14 protein-coding genes are annotated in these 14,617 nt (G+C 61.6%); 8 read left to right on the forward strand and 6 right to left on the reverse strand.

All coding sequences use genetic code 11. The features are described 5' to 3' along the window. Positions 1-73 precede the first annotated feature (73 nt). From AC1RJW_RS01005 to AC1RJW_RS01020, 4 genes are all read right to left on the reverse strand, one after another. Positions 74-1,192 carry a glycerophosphodiester phosphodiesterase gene (locus AC1RJW_RS01005; protein ID WP_493044191.1) on the reverse strand — a complete coding sequence of 373 codons (1,119 nt, stop codon included), beginning with the start codon at positions 1,190-1,192 and terminating at the stop codon, positions 74-76. A 23-nt stretch (positions 1,193-1,215) separates the two neighbouring features. Next, on the reverse strand, positions 1,216-3,630 hold the full coding sequence (locus AC1RJW_RS01010; RefSeq protein WP_493042732.1) for a TonB-dependent receptor: 2,415 nt from the start codon (positions 3,628-3,630) through the stop codon (positions 1,216-1,218). Between the two features lie 151 nt (positions 3,631-3,781). Beyond that, positions 3,782-4,762, reverse strand: coding sequence for an Hsp33 family molecular chaperone HslO (gene hslO, locus AC1RJW_RS01015; protein ID WP_493042734.1), 981 nt, complete (start codon positions 4,760-4,762; stop codon positions 3,782-3,784). Positions 4,763-4,766: 4 nt separating this feature from the next. Next, entirely contained in the window at positions 4,767-5,291 is a 525-nt protein-coding gene (locus tag AC1RJW_RS01020) for a gamma carbonic anhydrase family protein (protein WP_493042736.1), read from the reverse strand. A gap of 219 nt (positions 5,292-5,510) precedes the next feature. Here AC1RJW_RS01020 and AC1RJW_RS01025 point away from each other — a divergent pair, with 219 nt between their 5' ends. The 8 genes from AC1RJW_RS01025 to bamC all read left to right on the forward strand — a co-directional run bounded on the left by AC1RJW_RS01025 (position 5,511) and on the right by bamC (position 12,699). Beyond that, positions 5,511-6,386, forward strand: coding sequence for an alpha/beta fold hydrolase (locus AC1RJW_RS01025; protein ID WP_493042738.1), 876 nt, complete (start codon positions 5,511-5,513; stop codon positions 6,384-6,386). A 90-nt stretch (positions 6,387-6,476) separates the two neighbouring features. Continuing rightward, entirely contained in the window at positions 6,477-7,310 is an 834-nt protein-coding gene (locus AC1RJW_RS01030) for a 3',5'-nucleoside bisphosphate phosphatase (RefSeq protein ID WP_086144050.1), read from the forward strand. A gap of 220 nt (positions 7,311-7,530) precedes the next feature. Then, positions 7,531-8,415, forward strand: coding sequence for a protease HtpX (gene htpX, locus AC1RJW_RS01035; protein WP_492417828.1), 885 nt, complete (start codon positions 7,531-7,533; stop codon positions 8,413-8,415). Positions 8,416-8,453: 38 nt separating this feature from the next. Then, on the forward strand, positions 8,454-9,077 hold the full coding sequence (locus tag AC1RJW_RS01040) for an L-threonylcarbamoyladenylate synthase (protein WP_086136192.1): 624 nt from the start codon (positions 8,454-8,456) through the stop codon (positions 9,075-9,077). A gap of 94 nt (positions 9,078-9,171) precedes the next feature. Beyond that, positions 9,172-9,852 carry a site-2 protease family protein gene (locus tag AC1RJW_RS01045; RefSeq protein ID WP_493042742.1) on the forward strand — a complete coding sequence of 227 codons (681 nt, stop codon included), beginning with the start codon at positions 9,172-9,174 and terminating at the stop codon, positions 9,850-9,852. A gap of 36 nt (positions 9,853-9,888) precedes the next feature. Beyond that, positions 9,889-10,461: a class I SAM-dependent methyltransferase gene (locus AC1RJW_RS01050; RefSeq protein ID WP_493042744.1), complete on the forward strand. Its 573-nt coding sequence runs from the start codon at positions 9,889-9,891 to the stop codon at positions 10,459-10,461. A gap of 84 nt (positions 10,462-10,545) precedes the next feature. After that, positions 10,546-11,424: a 4-hydroxy-tetrahydrodipicolinate synthase gene (gene dapA / locus AC1RJW_RS01055; RefSeq protein WP_086136194.1), complete on the forward strand. Its 879-nt coding sequence runs from the start codon at positions 10,546-10,548 to the stop codon at positions 11,422-11,424. Between the two features lie 81 nt (positions 11,425-11,505). After that, complete coding sequence (bamC, locus tag AC1RJW_RS01060; RefSeq protein WP_493042748.1) at positions 11,506-12,699, forward strand: NlpB/DapX family lipoprotein; 1,194 nt, start codon at positions 11,506-11,508, stop codon at positions 12,697-12,699. Between the two features lie 170 nt (positions 12,700-12,869). Here bamC and AC1RJW_RS01065 read toward each other — a convergent pair whose 3' ends face one another. Together AC1RJW_RS01065 and AC1RJW_RS01070 are read right to left on the reverse strand one after the other, a co-directional pair. Continuing rightward, positions 12,870-13,124 carry a hypothetical protein gene (locus tag AC1RJW_RS01065; protein ID WP_071650198.1) on the reverse strand — a complete coding sequence of 85 codons (255 nt, stop codon included), beginning with the start codon at positions 13,122-13,124 and terminating at the stop codon, positions 12,870-12,872. 352 nt (positions 13,125-13,476) lie between these two features. Beyond that, positions 13,477-14,598, reverse strand: coding sequence for a ribosomal protein uL16 3-hydroxylase (locus AC1RJW_RS01070; protein WP_493042750.1), 1,122 nt, complete (start codon positions 14,596-14,598; stop codon positions 13,477-13,479). Between the last annotated feature and the right edge of the window lie 19 nt (positions 14,599-14,617).

Consider the following 14,617-nt stretch of genomic DNA (forward strand, 5'->3'; position numbering starts at 1 on the left):
CAGAAATTCAAGAAACGAATAATAAGGGCGTAGCCGCCGGCCACGCCCTGAAAAAGAATTTGTTACTAAATGTTTATCCGGCGGCGATGCGTCCCAAACCGGGATCGTCGCTGAAAAAGCCGTCCAATCCCGTCTCGATGTAACGCCGCATTTCCGCCACGGAACCGGCTTCGTTGCGCGCATTTTCTCCATTGCCATCGCGGAAGTCGGCCGCCAAAAAACGGTTTTCCGGACGGAAGGTCCACGTATGCAACAGCAAGCCCGCCTGGTGCGCATCGTCGACGATGGAAGTGGGCTTGGCCAGGCGCTGGTCGGCGCCTAGCGGGATGACGCCCCGCGTGGGCGGCGCCACCACGTCCGCATAGGCGGCGATGTCGCGCAGGCCGGCCGGTGTGGTCATTTGTCCAAACGTTAATTTTCCGCCCGCCTTGACGACATCCATCGGGCGCACGTCGCCGCCCACCACCAGCTGCATCAGGCGCACGTTGGCGCGCCGTCCCAGCTTCTCGCGCAGGTACTTCAGATTCGCCACTTCGAAGGACTGGATTTCGATCGGCGCACGGCGCGTGTATTCGTGCGCCAGCATGGTCGACAGGAAACGGTCTTCCAGCGCCAGGCCCGCATCGCGAAAATACGTGGAGCTTTTCAGCTCCGGCACGAGGCCGATGACGCGGCCGCTGGCGGCTGATTGCGCTGCAACAAAATCGATGATTTCTTCCCACGTGGGGATCTGGAATTGTCCATCGTACAAGGTGTTGCCTGTGCGTACTTTCGGCAAGCGTTCGATGGCGCGCAGGGTTTTCAGTTCCGCCAGGGTGAAGTCATCGACGAACCAGCCTTCGTGCCATTCGCCGTCGACCATCTTCTTGCCGCGCCGGCTGGCAAACTCGGGCCGGCGCGCCACGTCGGTGGTGTCGATCAAATTGCTTTCGTGGCGCGCCACGAGGATGCCGTCGCGCGTGGCCACCAGGTCCGGTTCCACGTAGTCGGCGCCGTCGGCGATGGCCTTGGCATATGACGCCAGGGTATGTTCGGGGCGCAGGGCGCTGGCGCCCCGGTGGGCGAACACCAGCGGACGGCTTGGCTTGGTTTCCAGCAGGCCGGCGGCAAAGCCGGGCGCGGTGGCCAGGGCCAGGCCGCCCACGGCCGCCTGGACGAAGTTGCGGCGTGAAAAGTGCCGTTGCGGCAGCACAGGGGCGAGATGCGGCGCGCGCATCAGAAGTCCGCCGTCAAGGTCAAAAAGCCCTGGCGCGGGGCAATCGGGAAGGTGTTGTACGTCTTGTCGGCCGCGCCCACGACCACGTTCAGCGCACCTTCGCGGTTGGCCAGGTTGCTGACGTTGACGCGCCAGCGCGGGTTCTTCAGCCAGCCGGCCATGGCTGGCAGCTTGCCCGACACGCCCAGGCCCATCAGGAAATAGCTGGGGACCGACAGATCGTTGGTGTACGTCGCGTAGCGCTTGCCCACATAGTCTCCCGTCAGTTGCACTTCGATATCGCCAAACGTAGCGGAAGCCACGAACTTGTTCAGCCATTCCGGCGAACCGGGCACGTTCTTGCCGGCGGTCAATACCAGCGCGGCGCCATTGTTGTAATTGTCCGCGTACTGCGAGCGGTTGTACGACAGGGCATTGTAGAACGAAAAATTGCTGCCAAAGTGCACGGTACCGGCGATATCGATGCCGTCCGTGCGCACGCTGCCCACGTTGGCCAGCACGGGGTTGCCACCGATGATGGAGGAAATCACGGGCGTGGGGCTGATCTGCAGCAAACGGTTGCTGAAGTCGACGTGATATACATTGACCTGGCCATCGATGGCCGTGATGGCGCCCAGGTTCAAGGCGTGGCTGCCGCGCACGCCCACTTCATAGGTGAGGGCCGTTTCCGGCTTGGCGTCGCGCTTGAACAAATCAAAGGCGGCCTGGCTCGACAAGCTCCACGGCGAGGCGCCGCCGCCGCCATAGGTGACGAACTGGCGCATGTTTTTCTGGATATTGAAGTACAGCTGGTCTTGCGGCGTGAAGTCCCAGCGCGCGCCCACTTGCGGCAGGAACCATTTTTTCGTGTTGATGGTGCCGACCGGCAAGGCCGTCGAGCCGCCGGCAATGGCGCCCAGCGCCGGCTGCACGGGGAATTGACCGTCGGCAAACTGCAGGCTGGATTTGAAGCCCGCCTGCAGGGCGATATCGGGGCGGATGCGCCATTCATCCTGCAGGTGCAGCTGCACCACCTTGTTGTCGATCTCGCTGCCGTACTGCGTGATCAAAGGATTGCTGGGGCGGTCATACGGCGAGGTCGGGTTGTTGACGTCGAGCGCATACCAGCGGCGGTAGGCGGACGAGCGGTTCTGTTCCAGCCACAGGCCCGCTTCCAGCTGGTGCTCGCCGATTTCCTTGCGCAGGGTGGAAATGAAGCCGCCGCGCTTGATGTCGTATTCTGTGGTGCGCACGGCGTAGCCCGAGTTGCCGAACACCTGTTTCAGGTTCTGTTTCGGGTAGTACACGCTGAACAGGCCTGGCAAGCCGGCCACGCCGATGGGGCCGGCCACCACGCCCGCGCCGTCATCCTTGTGGTAATACACCTGGTTAGACCAGGTCATGCCATCGGACAAGTTGGCGTCGAACTTGGCGTAGGCCAGGTAATCGGTGCGCTGCGCATCGCTGTAGTAATTGCGGTAATTGTTGCCGTCGGCGGCGGGCGTGGCGCCCGCGGGCGACAGGTAATTCAGGGCCGCCTTGAAGTCGGGATACAGGAAGGGGCGCGTGTACGGCGCGCTCGTTTCGCCCGCCACGTGCACGGTGCTGTCTTCGTTCGGCTCGATCTTGTCCGAGTAATTGAAGAACAGGGTCAGCTTGCCCGCCTCGCTGCGGTTGACGTACTTGGCGTTGAACTGGTCGCCGCCCTGGCGCGCATCGAAATCCCAGGCGCGCGCTTCGTGGTGCAGGATGGAAAAGTAGGCGCTGCTGCCGTCGCCGAAGGCGCCCGTGTCGTAGCGGGCGAACGTGCGGGAGGTGCGGTGGCTGCCCACCGTTTGCTGCAGGCTGGCGCCCAGCGTGGCCAGCGGATCGCTGGAATAGGTTTCGATGGTGCCGCCCAGGTTGCTGGTCGAAGCCGTCGCCAGGTCGCCCGCGCCCGAGGACAGCACGACGCTGCGCACGTTTTCGCTGATGACGGCGCGCTGCGGCGACAGGCCGTTGTAGTTGCCGTACTGCTGGTCGCCCAGCGGCACGCCATCCATGGTGTAGCCGAGTTGCTGGCCGGAAAAACCGTGCACGAACAGCGACAGGTTCTGCTCGTTGTTGCCCCATGGGTCGGCCGTCTGGAAGCTGACGCCAGGTAAGGTTTGCAGGGCTTTCAGGGGATTCGTGCCGGGCAGGATTTTCTGGATTTCATTCTTGCTCAGGGCAACCGAGGAGCGCGTCTTGCGCGAGGAAATCTCCACGGTGGCCATCGGGGCGTTGTCGTCGGCAGTCGGGGTAGCAGAGGCTGCCATGTCGGTCGTGGCGGATGCCACGGCGGCGGCGACGGCCGTTTGCGCCAGGGCCGGCAAGGAGAAGCCCGCGGCGCAGGCGCCCAGCAAAACGTGGAAGGAATGGCGGCGCAGGGCCAGCGTCAAGTGGGTGGTCATCATCAGCCTGTGGAAAGTGGGAAGTAATACAAGCTGCGCAGCGTAACGGCGGCGCGTGACGGGCTGATGACGAACTGATGACGGAACGATGACAGTGGAAACAATTGCGCCGCCTCAAGGGCGGCGCGGCAGATTCATTGCGAAACTGTAATGCTTAGTTGATGCTGGCGGCTGGCGGAATCAAGACCTCGGCCGGCGCATCGGTGACGAACAGCTGCGCGCAATCGACCTTGTCGAATTCGTAATGCTGGCCGCAGAAATCGCAGTTCACGCCCACTTGCCCCACTTCTTCCAGGGTGCTGTTGACTTCTTCCTCGCCCAGCATCTTGAGCATATTGCCCACTTTTTCGCGCGTGCAGCTGCAATGGAAGCTCGGGTGCAGCGGGTCGAAGACGCGGATCGTTTCTTCCCAGAACAAGCGTTGCATCAGGGTCTCGATGTCGGTGGCGAGGATTTCTTCCTCTTTCAGGGTCGACGCCAGCATCACGGCGCGGTGCCACGTGTCGAGCGCGTCTTCTTCCGAGACGGGCGTCGCCTCGGCCTTGCCGCCATGGTGGGGCAGCTTTTGCAGCAGCAGGCCGCGCGAGACGGTATCGTCCGTGGCCAGCCACAGGCGCGTGTCCAGCTGTTCCGAGCGCAGCATGTAGTTTTCGATCACGGTGGCCATGTCGTCGCCGTCCAGCGGCACGATGCCCTGGTACGGCTGCTGGCCCGGCACCTTGTCGGCCGGGTCCAGGGTGATGATGAAGCGGCCCTTGCCCGTGGCGTTGAGCAATTGCGGCACGGTGGCAACATCGGGGATGGCGGCGTCCGGGTCCAGCTTGGCCGTGGCGCGCAGGCGCAGGTCGGAATCGCACTCGACCACCATCAGGCGCACGGGACCGTCACCATGGATTTGCATGATGATGGAGCCGTTGAATTTCAGGTTGGCCGACAGCAGGGCGGCGGCGGCCACCATTTCGCCCAGCACTTTTTTCACGGCCGTCGGGTAGGCGTGGCGCGACACCACTTCCTGCCAGGTGGTCGATACGTCGATGAACTGGCCGCGCACGGCGGCGTTGTCGAAAATAAATTTTTGCAGGGTATCCTGGCCGCTAAGGGCTGCGTTGACTGCGCCCGTGGTTTCAGTCGTCATTCTCTTATCCAATCTTCTTGAGTTGCGTATTAAATAGCTGGCCGCGCTGCACATAGTTCACGGCGTTGCCTTGTAGCCTGGTGATATCGTCTGCCGTCAGGACCCGCACGGCTTTCGCCGGTGAGCCGATGATCAGCATATTGTCGGGAAATTCCTTGCCTTCCGTGACCAGCGCGCCCGCGCCGACCAGGCAGTTTTTGCCGATCTTCGCACCGTTCAGGATCACGGCCTGGATGCCGATCAGGGCACCATCGCCGATCGTGCATCCATGCAACATTGCCTGGTGGACAATGGTCACGTTCCGGCCGATGTCCAGCGGGTAGCCCGGGTCCGTATGCAGCACGGCGCCTTCCTGCACATTGCTGTTGGCGCCCACGGTGATGCGTTCGTTGTCGCCGCGAATCGTGGCGCCGAACCATACGGACGTATTCGCTTCCAGGGTCACCTTGCCGATCACGTTGGCCGTGTCGGCAACAAAAGCGGAAGCATCAATCTGCGGCGCATAGTCGCCCAATTGGTAGAGTGTCATCGTCAGCCTGTGGCAGTGGTGGAAGCGCCGGGCATGGCCGGACGCGGAAGTTTTACGGTGTTGCGTACGCTATTTTACGCTGTTGCAGGACAAGTCCTGCCGCCGACCGCCAATCCGGTATAATTATCGAACGGTCGTACTTTTATATGCGCACTATCTACAGACACAGCATGTGGCGCCATCCGCGCCACTTTCAAGGCAGGCAATCAGATGAAACCCATGAAACTTTCCCGTTCCGAATTCATCACCATCCGCGGCGCCCGCACGCATGTGCGCCACTGGGGCCGCGAAGGCGCGCCCATCCTGTTCATGGTGCACGGCTGGATGGACGTGGCCGCCTCGTTCCAGTTCGTCGTTGACGAGTTGCAAGGCGACTGGCACGTGATCGCACCCGACTGGCGCGGCTTTGGCCTGAGCGATTACACGCAGTCCGATACCTACTGGTTCCCCGACTACCTGGCCGACCTGGACGCCATGCTGTTGCACTATTCGCCGGACGCGCCCGTCAACCTGCTCGGCCACAGCATGGGCGCCAACGTGGCGGGCCTGTACGCGGGCGTGCGTCCGGAACGCATCGGCCGCTTCATCAACCTGGAAGGCTTCGGCATGATGGCAACGAAGCCGGAGCAGGCGCCGGGCCGCTACGCCAAGTGGCTCGATGAATTGCGCGAGCCGCCCGCCATGCGCAGCTATCCGAGTCAACAGGCCGTGGCCGAGCGCCTGCAAAAGACCAATCCGCGCCTGCCCGACGACCGCGCGGCCTTCCTGGCCGAACACTGGTCGGCGCAGAACGAGGCGGGCGAGTGGGACATCCTCGGCGACCCGCAGCACAAGCGCGTCAATCCCATCCTGTATCAAGTCGAAGAAGTGATGGCCTGCTGGCGCCGCATCACGGCGCCCGTGCTGTGGGTGGAGGCCGATGATACAAATATGTGGCAGTGGATGGGGCCGAAGGAACAGGCGCGCATCGAGATCGACCGGCGTTTGGCCTGCATCAAGGATGTGCGCTGCGAGATGATGGCGGATGTGGGCCACATGCTGCATCATGATCAACCGGCGGCATTGGCGCGGCTGGTGGAAGCATTTTTGGCCTGATGTGTGTCTGGAACGCTGCAGCGCAATTTGACAAGCAGCGTACAATGAAAACTTCTTCCATGCTGAGCCCGTGCAGGGTATTGTTTTCACATGCTTAAAGTCGACCTGCATTGTCATTCGAATATCTCCGACGGCGTGCTGTCACCGGCCGCCGTGGCTGCGCACGCCCGCAAGGCTGGCGTCGATGTGTGGGCGCTGACGGACCACGATGAAGTATCGGGCGTCGCCGCCGCGCGCGCGGCCGCGCTGGACCTGGGCATGCGCTTCGTGGCCGGCGTGGAAATTTCCATTACGTGGGCCGGCGAAACCGTGCACATCGTGGGCTTGCAAGTCGATGAAAACAACCCGGGCCTCGTGCAGGGCTTGCACCAGACGCGTTCGGGGCGCGACGCGCGCGGCCGGGAAATTGCCCGCCAGCTGGACCTGGCCGGCATCCCCGACGCCTATGAAGGAGCCTTGAAATTCGTCGGCAACCCGGACCTGATGTCGCGCACGCACTTTGCCCGCTACATCGTGGAAACGGGGAAATGCGCGAATATCCCCGACGTGTTCAAGAAATACCTGTCGGAAGGCAAGCCGGGCTACGTCGAGCACCGCTGGGCGACACTGGCCGAAGCGGTGGGCTGGATACGCGGCGCGGGCGGCGTGGCCGTCATCGCCCATCCGGGGCGCTACCGCTTCAGCGACATGGCGCAAGGCGTGCTGTTCGATGAATTCAAGCAACTCGGCGGCGTGGCCATCGAAGTCGTCACGGGCAGCCACAGTCCGGACCAGTATCCGGAATACGCGCAGCTGGCCAACGCCTATGGCTTCCTCGCCTCGCGCGGCACGGATTTCCATGCGCCGGGCGAATCGCGCGTGGATTTTGCCATGCTGCCGCCGTTGCCGTCGAATGTCACGCCCATCTGGCACGACTGGTTCTAGCTTGCAGCCAGGCAAATCTGCTGCGCGGCGCGCTTTGCGGCCGGCGATGCTCGCTGTACTAAAGTACAGCTGCGCTTCTCGGCCACAAATCACTGCCGCTCGCGACGATTTTCCTGGCTGCCGATGCGCTGGCGTATCGCCATAGCTGCTTGAAAATACGCCTGTCCGTACTTATCTTTTCGTTATTCTTGTCATACATAGTCATCTGGAGCCATCGCCCATGAAACGTATCGTCCTTTTTATTGCAACCAACCTGGCCGTGATGCTGGTGCTGTCGCTCGTCCTCAGCTTGTTGGGCGTGGGCAATCCGGCGCGGGGCAGTACCCTGAACCTGGGCAGCCTGCTGGTGTTTTCGCTGGTGGTGGGTTTCACCGGGTCCATCTTTTCCCTGTTGATCAGCAAGCCGATGGCCAAGTGGAGCACGGGCGCGCGCGTGATCGACAATCCGACGTCCTCGACGGAATTATGGCTCGTCAATACCGTGCGTGCGCTGTCCGAGCGGGCCGGCATCGGCATGCCGGAAGTGGCCGTCTATGAAGGCGACGCGAATGCGTTTGCCACGGGCGCCTTCAAGAATTCGGCGCTGGTGGCCGTGTCCACTGGCTTGCTGCAAAGCATGAACCGCGATGAAGTGGAAGCCGTGCTGGGCCACGAGATCGCCCACGTCGCCAACGGCGACATGGTCACCTTGACCCTGATCCAGGGCGTGGTGAATACCTTTGTCGTCTTCATGGCCCGCGTGGTGGGTTTCTTTGTCGATAATGTATTGCTGAAAAATAACAACCGCGAAGGCGGCGGACGCGGCATCGGTTACTTTGTTACCGTGATGGTGTGCGAAGTCATCTTCGGCCTGCTCGCTTCCATCATCGTCGCCTGGTTCTCGCGCCAGCGCGAATTCCGCGCCGACGCCGGGTCCGCCAAGCTGCTGGGCAGCCCCACGCCGATGATGCATGCGCTGGCCCGCCTGGGCGGCGTGCCGCCGGGCGAACTGCCGCAATCGATGCAGGCGCTGGGCATCAGCGGCGGCAATGGCGGCTGGGGCGCGCTGTTCGCCACCCATCCGCCCATTGAAGAACGTATCGCTGCGCTGCGCAGCGTACAATAATGCTAACTTAACAAGCTGGTTCGCCAGAACGCTTACACATGAGTCAATTTTTTCATATTCACCCTGAGAATCCGCAATTGCGCCTGATCAAGCAGGCGGCCCAGATCATCCAGTCCGGCGGCGTCGTGGCCTTGCCCACGGATTCCTGCTACGCGCTGGTGTGCCAGCTCGACGACAAGGGCGCCGTCGAGCGCCTGCGCCGCATCCGTGGCGTGGATGAAAAGCACCATCTGACCCTGCTGTGCCGCGACTTGAGCGAGCTGGGCGTTTACGCTCGCGTCGACAACCGCCAGTTCCGCCTGCTCAAGGCAGCCACGCCGGGCGCCTACACCTTCATCCTGGAAGCGACCAAGGAAGTGCCGCGCCGCCTCAGCCATCCTTCGCGCAAGACCATCGGCCTGCGCGTGCCGCAGCACCGCATCGTGCAATGCCTGCTGGAAGAGCTGGGCCAGCCGCTGCTGGGTGCGACATTGACCCTGCCCGGCGACGAGGAGAGCCTGACGGATGCCGACACCATCCGCGAACGGCTGGAAAAACTGGTCGACCTGATCATCGACGGCGGCGTCTGTGCGCATGGCCCCAGCACCGTGATCGACCTGACGGGGCCGGAGCCGGAAGTGGTGCGCGTGGGACGCGGCGACCCGGCCGTACTGGGCTTGTAGAGGGGCATGGCGCGGCCGATGCGGCGCCGCTCTTCACCTATTCTTAATGACAACATAAGCAAGGACGGTGGACGCCTCTGTTAAAATCGGCGCCATGAATGATATCAATGTGACGGTGCAGACGATCGCGGTGTACCTGGTGCCCGTGCTGTTTGCCATCTCCCTGCATGAAGCGGCGCACGGCTACACGGCCAAGTATTTTGGCGATCCGACGGCTTCGAACGAGGGCCGGCTGAGCCTTAATCCGATCCGGCATATCGATCTTTTCGGCACGATCCTGCTGCCCTTGACCCTGTATTGGGCGATAGGCGTGCCGTTCGGCTATGCCAAGCCGGTGCCCGTCGATTTCAGCCGCCTGCGCAATCCGAAGAAACAGATGGCCTGGGTGGCGCTGGCAGGGCCGATGGCCAACCTGGCCATGGCGTTTGGCTGGATGATTGCGCATGTCCTGCTGGGCACGGTATCGCCCGGTTTTGCCATGCGCGGCTACCTTGACGAGGTGAGCCTGGCTGGCGTGGCGGTCAACGTGGTCATGTTCTGTTTTAACCTGATACCCGTGCCGCCCCTCGATGGCGGGCGCATCGTCGCCGGCATGCTGCCCGACAGCCTGTCGAGGAAGTACGCCAGCATTGACCGCTATACGCCGTTCGTCTTCGCTCTGCTGATTTTTCTGAGCTATAAAGGCTACCTGGGCCTGGCGTTGAGCGGCGTGCTCCAGAAGGCGGTGGAGCTCCTGTACGCGATGACCTTGCCGCTGCGTATGCTGCTGGGCTGATGTGTGCTAAAGAGCAATTAACTGATGGAAGTACCGATGCAAGTAACTGAACCAACAATAGAAACCGAAGCGATTTCCGGCTGGCTGCGCCGCTGGGCGCCCCTGATCCCCGGTGGCGAAGTGCTGGACCTGGCCTGCGGCGCAGGCCGCCACGCGCGCCACCTGGTGAGCCTGGGCCACCCCGTGATCGCGCTCGACCATGATCCGGAAATGCTGGAAAAGGCGGCCGGCACGGGCATCACCACTTCGCTGGTGGACCTGGAAGCGCCGGGCGCCGTGTGGCCCTTCGCCCCAGGCCGTTTTGCCGGCATCGTCGTCACCAATTATCTGCACCGGCCGCTGCTGGAAGCCATGCTGGCCAGCCTGGCGCCCGATGGCGTGCTGTTGTATGAAACGTTTGCCGAAGGAAATGAGCAGTTCGGCAAGCCGTCGAATCCGAAATTCCTGCTGAAGGAAGGCGAAATGCTGGCCTGGGCGGTGCAGCAGGGCTTGCGTGTGGTAGCGTACGAGGATGGAAGAGTGGAACAGCCAAAAGCTGCTCTGGTGCAACGAATTTGTGCCGTCCGGCCGGATTTTCCACGGTTGGCAGCCCTGCTGCCGACGTTTTGAGCGGCCATACTATGTCAGAATGCACCACAGGCGCGGGCTATCCGCTACAATCGTTGTTTTATTTATCGGCGCTATAAACTTACTATGATCAAGGGCAGCATTGTAGCAATCGTCACCCCGATGCACGCAGACGGCAGTCTGGACTTTCCAGGTCTGCGCAAGCTGATCGACTGGCATATCGCCGAGGGTACGGACGGCATCGTCATCGTTGGCACGACGGGCGAATCGGCAACAGTCAGCGTGGAAGAACACTGCGAACTGATCCAGTTGACCGTCGAACATGCCAAGGGACGCATTCCTATCATCGCCGGCGCCGGAGGCAACTCCACGGCCGAGGCCATCAAACTGACGCGCTACGCGAAAGAAGCGGGCGCCGATGCTGTCTTGCAAGTGGTGCCGTACTACAACCGTCCTACCCAGGAAGGCATGTACCAGCACTTCAAGGCCATCGCCGAAGCCGTCGACATCCCCGTCATCCTGTACAACGTGCCGGGCCGCACCGTTGCCGACATGAGCAACGAGACCATCGTGCGCCTGTCCGCCATCCCGAATATTGTCGGCGTGAAAGATGCGACCGGCAATATCGGCCGCGGCATCGACCTGCTGCGCCTGGTGCCGGCCGACTTCGCCGTGTACTCGGGCGACGATCCGACGGCCATGGCGCTGATGTTCTGCGGCGGCCACGGCAATATCTCCGTGACGGCCAACGTCGCGCCGCGCGCCATGCACGAACTGTGCGTGGCGGCCATGGCGGGCGAGCGGGCCACGGCGATTGCCATCAATAACAAGGTTTTCCCTCTGCACCAGAAATTGTTTGTCGAGCCCAACCCGGTGCCCGTCAAATGGGCGATGGCCGAAATGGGCCTGATGCCGGCCGGCATACGCTTGCCACTGGTGCCGCTGGCTGAAAATTGCCATGCCACCGTGCGCGATGCCTTGCGCGACGCCGGTGTCCTGTCTTAAGGCCGAACTTCAAGCCCGGACTTGACCAGTCCGGACCTTCCCTGATTCCAGCTGCTACTTAGCTTCTTATCCAGTTACGACATGACTAATTGCAAGAAAACCAAACCGGCGCCTGCCACCATCGCCGTCCGCGGCATCGTCATCGGCGCCGTCGCAGCCAGCCTCGCGGGCTGCGGCATGATCAGTTCGGTAGTCGGCGGCGACAAGGTCGACTACAAGTCGGTCAAGAAAGCCGGCACCCTGGACGTGCCGCCTGACCTGACGCAATTGCAGCAGGACAACCGCTACTCCTTGCCGGATGCGAAAAACGGCGTGGCCACGGCTTCCGGCTACAACGCGCAGCGCAACGCCACGGCCGGTACGCCCGTCGTCGTGGGCGCCGACGGCGTGGTCGGTGTCGTGCCGGTCACGGCCGGCGGCGTGAAGGTCGAGCGCGCGGGCAACCAGCGCTGGCTGGTCGTCAAGCAGTCGCCTGAAGTGCTGTGGCCGCAGCTCAAGCAATTCTGGGAAGATTCGGGCTTCAGCATCGCCATCGACCAGCCGACGGCTGGCATCATGGAAACCGAGTGGAATGAAAACCGCGCCAAGGTGCCGCAAGACTTTATCCGCAGCACCATCGGCAAGGCCTTCGATTCGCTGTATTCGACTGGTGAAAAAGACAAGTTCCGCACCCGCGTGGAGCGCCTGGCCGACGGTTCGACCGAGATCTACATCAGCCACCGCGGCGTGGAAGAGGTCGTCACGGGCCGCGACAAGGAAACCACCACCTGGACCGCTCGCCCGAACGATCCGGGCCTGGAAGCGCAATTCCTGGCCAAGCTGATGACGCGCCTGGGCGCGGCCAGCGACGATGCGCAAGCGAAGACGGCTGTCGACGCCGCCATCGTGCAGCCGCAGCACGCCAAGCTGGTGGGCGACGCTGCCACGCAGACGCGCGGCATCGAAGTCGATGAAGGTTTCGACCGCGCCTGGCGCCGTGTCGGCCTGGCGCTGGACCGCGTCGGCTTTACCGTGGAAGACCGCGACCGCACGCAAGGCACGTATTTCGTGCGCTACGTCGATCCGGACGCGGTCAAGAAAGATGGCTTCTTCTCGAAACTGTTCAGCTGGGGCTCGTCGTCCGACAAGGACAAGGAAGCGCAGCGCTACCGCGTCCTGGTCAAGGCCGGCACGGGCTCGACCAGCCTGGTCAGCATCCTCAGCAACGAAGGCAAGCCCGATACCTCGCCAGTGGCCGAGAAGATCCTGGGTCTGCTGAATGACCAGTTGAAATAAGCGCTACATTCGCGGCAGGCATCAGAACCTGCCGCGCATTAAAAAGGCTGGCCCGGGAAACCGGGCCAGCCTTTTTTATTGCCTGCGTCCGGCGTTTTATCCTGCGGATAAAACGCCGGACGCAAAAAAGCCGGCCCGAAGGCCGGCTTTCTCTAGTGCTGGGTGCTAAATTACTTAGCAGCCGATGCAGCAGCCGAAGCGGCAGCAGCAGCGTCCGAAGCGGCCGAAGCAGCGCTCGAAGCAGCAGCAGCAGCGTCGGTAGCGGCCGAAGCAGCAGCGTCAGCAGCAGCAGCTGGAGCAGCTTCAACTGCTGGTGCTGGTGCTGGGGTTTCAACTACTGGTGCTGGTGCAGGAGCTTCTTCTTTTTTGCTGCAAGCAGCCAGAGCAACAACCATCAGGGAGGCGATCAGCAGGGATTTTTTCATTTGTTTTCCTTAATTATTTCAAAAAATAAATCAATATTGTTGCGATGAATAATTACCGGTAATTATCGCTCGTTAGGTCGTCTTCGAAGGCTTTTCGTACCAGGTGGTGCCTGCCAGACAACGGAAACTTCCTAACCGAATATTATAGCGATTTTTGGTGCGTCGCAATAGGAGCAAGAGGCAAATTCGCAACTATTTTGTGATATCGCAATATTTGCCGAAGCAAATTGCAAGCAAGTGTAAGTGTTTTGCGAAAGCGCGACAAAACGATATAAAAATAATATGTTTCATTGCGCCAGCGCAGAAGCTGCTATTTTACCTACTGTAATACCACTTTGCTACGCCCGACCATTCAGGCCAGTTCGATCCAGCCATCCTGATACCAGGTATATAAGGCATCCATCACGTCATCGGAAGCCTGGGCCACGGCGGCGCCATCGAGGGCGCGTTCATTGGCCAGGGTTTCCAGGGCCGCTTTATCGGCCTTGCCAATGGCAAACGATTCGCCATTGATGAAGACATTCTTGCCACGATACAGCATCAGCGTCTTGCGCGACAACACGACACCCTTTTTCTGTGCGGCGTCCGCGAAGCGGCCCACCGTCAGCGGCTTGGACAGTGGCGTGAAAAACACGTTGTGTTTCGGTTCCGACAGGTGTTCGCCCAGGAAAATGGTCACGTCTTCTTCCGTAAAGCGCACCTTGTTCATTTCTTCCGTGATCGTGCTGAGCATTTCGCGGGGAATTTCCGCCGGTTTGCCCGATGCTTTCAGCTCCGGGTCGCTGTAGATGCCCGGCAAGTCGATCGAGTCGGCCATGAATTGCAGGAATGCTTCGCCCAGTTCCTGGAACGATGGCGAGCGGAAACCGATCGAATACGTCTGGCAGTCGCCGATGGCCACGCCGTCGTGCGCGTAGTGGGGCGGCAAATACAGCATGTCGCCCGGTTCCAGCGTGAATTCTTCGTCGGGCGTAAAGTTGCTGAGGATTTTCAGCGGCAAGCCGTCGATCAGGCTCAGGTCCTTCTGCGCGCCGATGCGCCAGTGGCGCTTGCCCTGGCCTTGCAGCAGGAACACGTCGTAGGAATCGAAATGCGGGCCCACGCCGCCGCCATCGGTGGCAAAGCTGACCATCAGGTCGTCCAGGCGCGCATCCGGCAGGAAGCGGAACTGGCGCAGCAGGGCGTCGGCCTTGGCGCTGTGCAGGTTGGCGCCCTGCACCAGCAAGGTCCATTCCTTCTGTTTCAGCGAGGGCAGGCTGGTCAGCGGACCTTGCTGCATGTTCCAGTGGCCATCCGCATGGCTGACCAGGCGCGATTCGACGTGATCGAGGGTGGCCAGCTCGGCCAGGGCCTTGAAATCGAACAGCGCCTTGAAGCCAGGCACGGCTTGACGGATCAACAAGGGTTTTTTATGCCAGTAGTCGCGCAGGAATTGCGCCGGCGTAATATCGCCGAGAAGAGTTAATTTTTTCATGCGCCCATTATAACAACCG

Source organism: Janthinobacterium sp. GW822-FHT07A03 (assembly GCF_058798815.1).